Source organism: Sutterella massiliensis (assembly GCF_016899755.1).
Lineage (GTDB): Bacteria > Pseudomonadota > Gammaproteobacteria > Burkholderiales > Burkholderiaceae_F > Sutterella > Sutterella massiliensis.
On record NZ_JACJJC010000222.1, the window covers coordinates 1 to 587 of the forward strand.

General features: G+C 56.6%; 1 protein-coding gene. It reads left to right on the forward strand.

Annotated features, from left to right (window positions below; translation table 11 throughout):
• Nucleotides 1-587 (forward strand): replication initiator protein A (locus H6A60_RS12270; RefSeq protein ID WP_205105034.1); only part of this gene is annotated, 587 nt, incomplete at both ends.

The window sequence follows — 587 nt, forward strand, 5'->3', positions numbered from 1 at the left end:
TCTTTGAACCGCTCGAAGAAACGCTGAACCTCACGCCGGAAGAAAAAGAGAACTACCGCACGGCACTTCGCACGATTGACGACGGCACCGCATGGGTTCTCAAACAGTCGCTCACGCTCATGTCGTACAACTTCTTCACTGCCAGCAAAGAGCCCGGCAAGGAGATGCTGCATATTGACACGACGAACTTCCGACTGACGTTCACGCCGTCTTTTCACGGGGCGCCGACGCTGTACGATGCGGACATTCTGCTATACGCCGCATCAGCGCTTGCCGAAAACATTCGACGCAACAAAAACGAACTTGCGGCAACGGGTACGCTTCCCTACAAGACCGATGTCGTATTCCGAGTGAAGGACTTTTTCAACCGCATCGGACGATCGCGCAACGCGCGTCGTTTGTCGCAGCTGCAGGCGTCGCTCGACCGTCTTGCCAACAGCTTCATCACCATCGAAGCGCACGGCAAAATCGGCACGACGAAGATTCGAGCCGGACAGTCGGTCGGTCACTTCCTCGACGGCTACAAGTTCGTCGAGATTCAGGAAGAAGGCAAAGCGCCCGTGGCAGCCATTCAGGTGCGTCTGGCC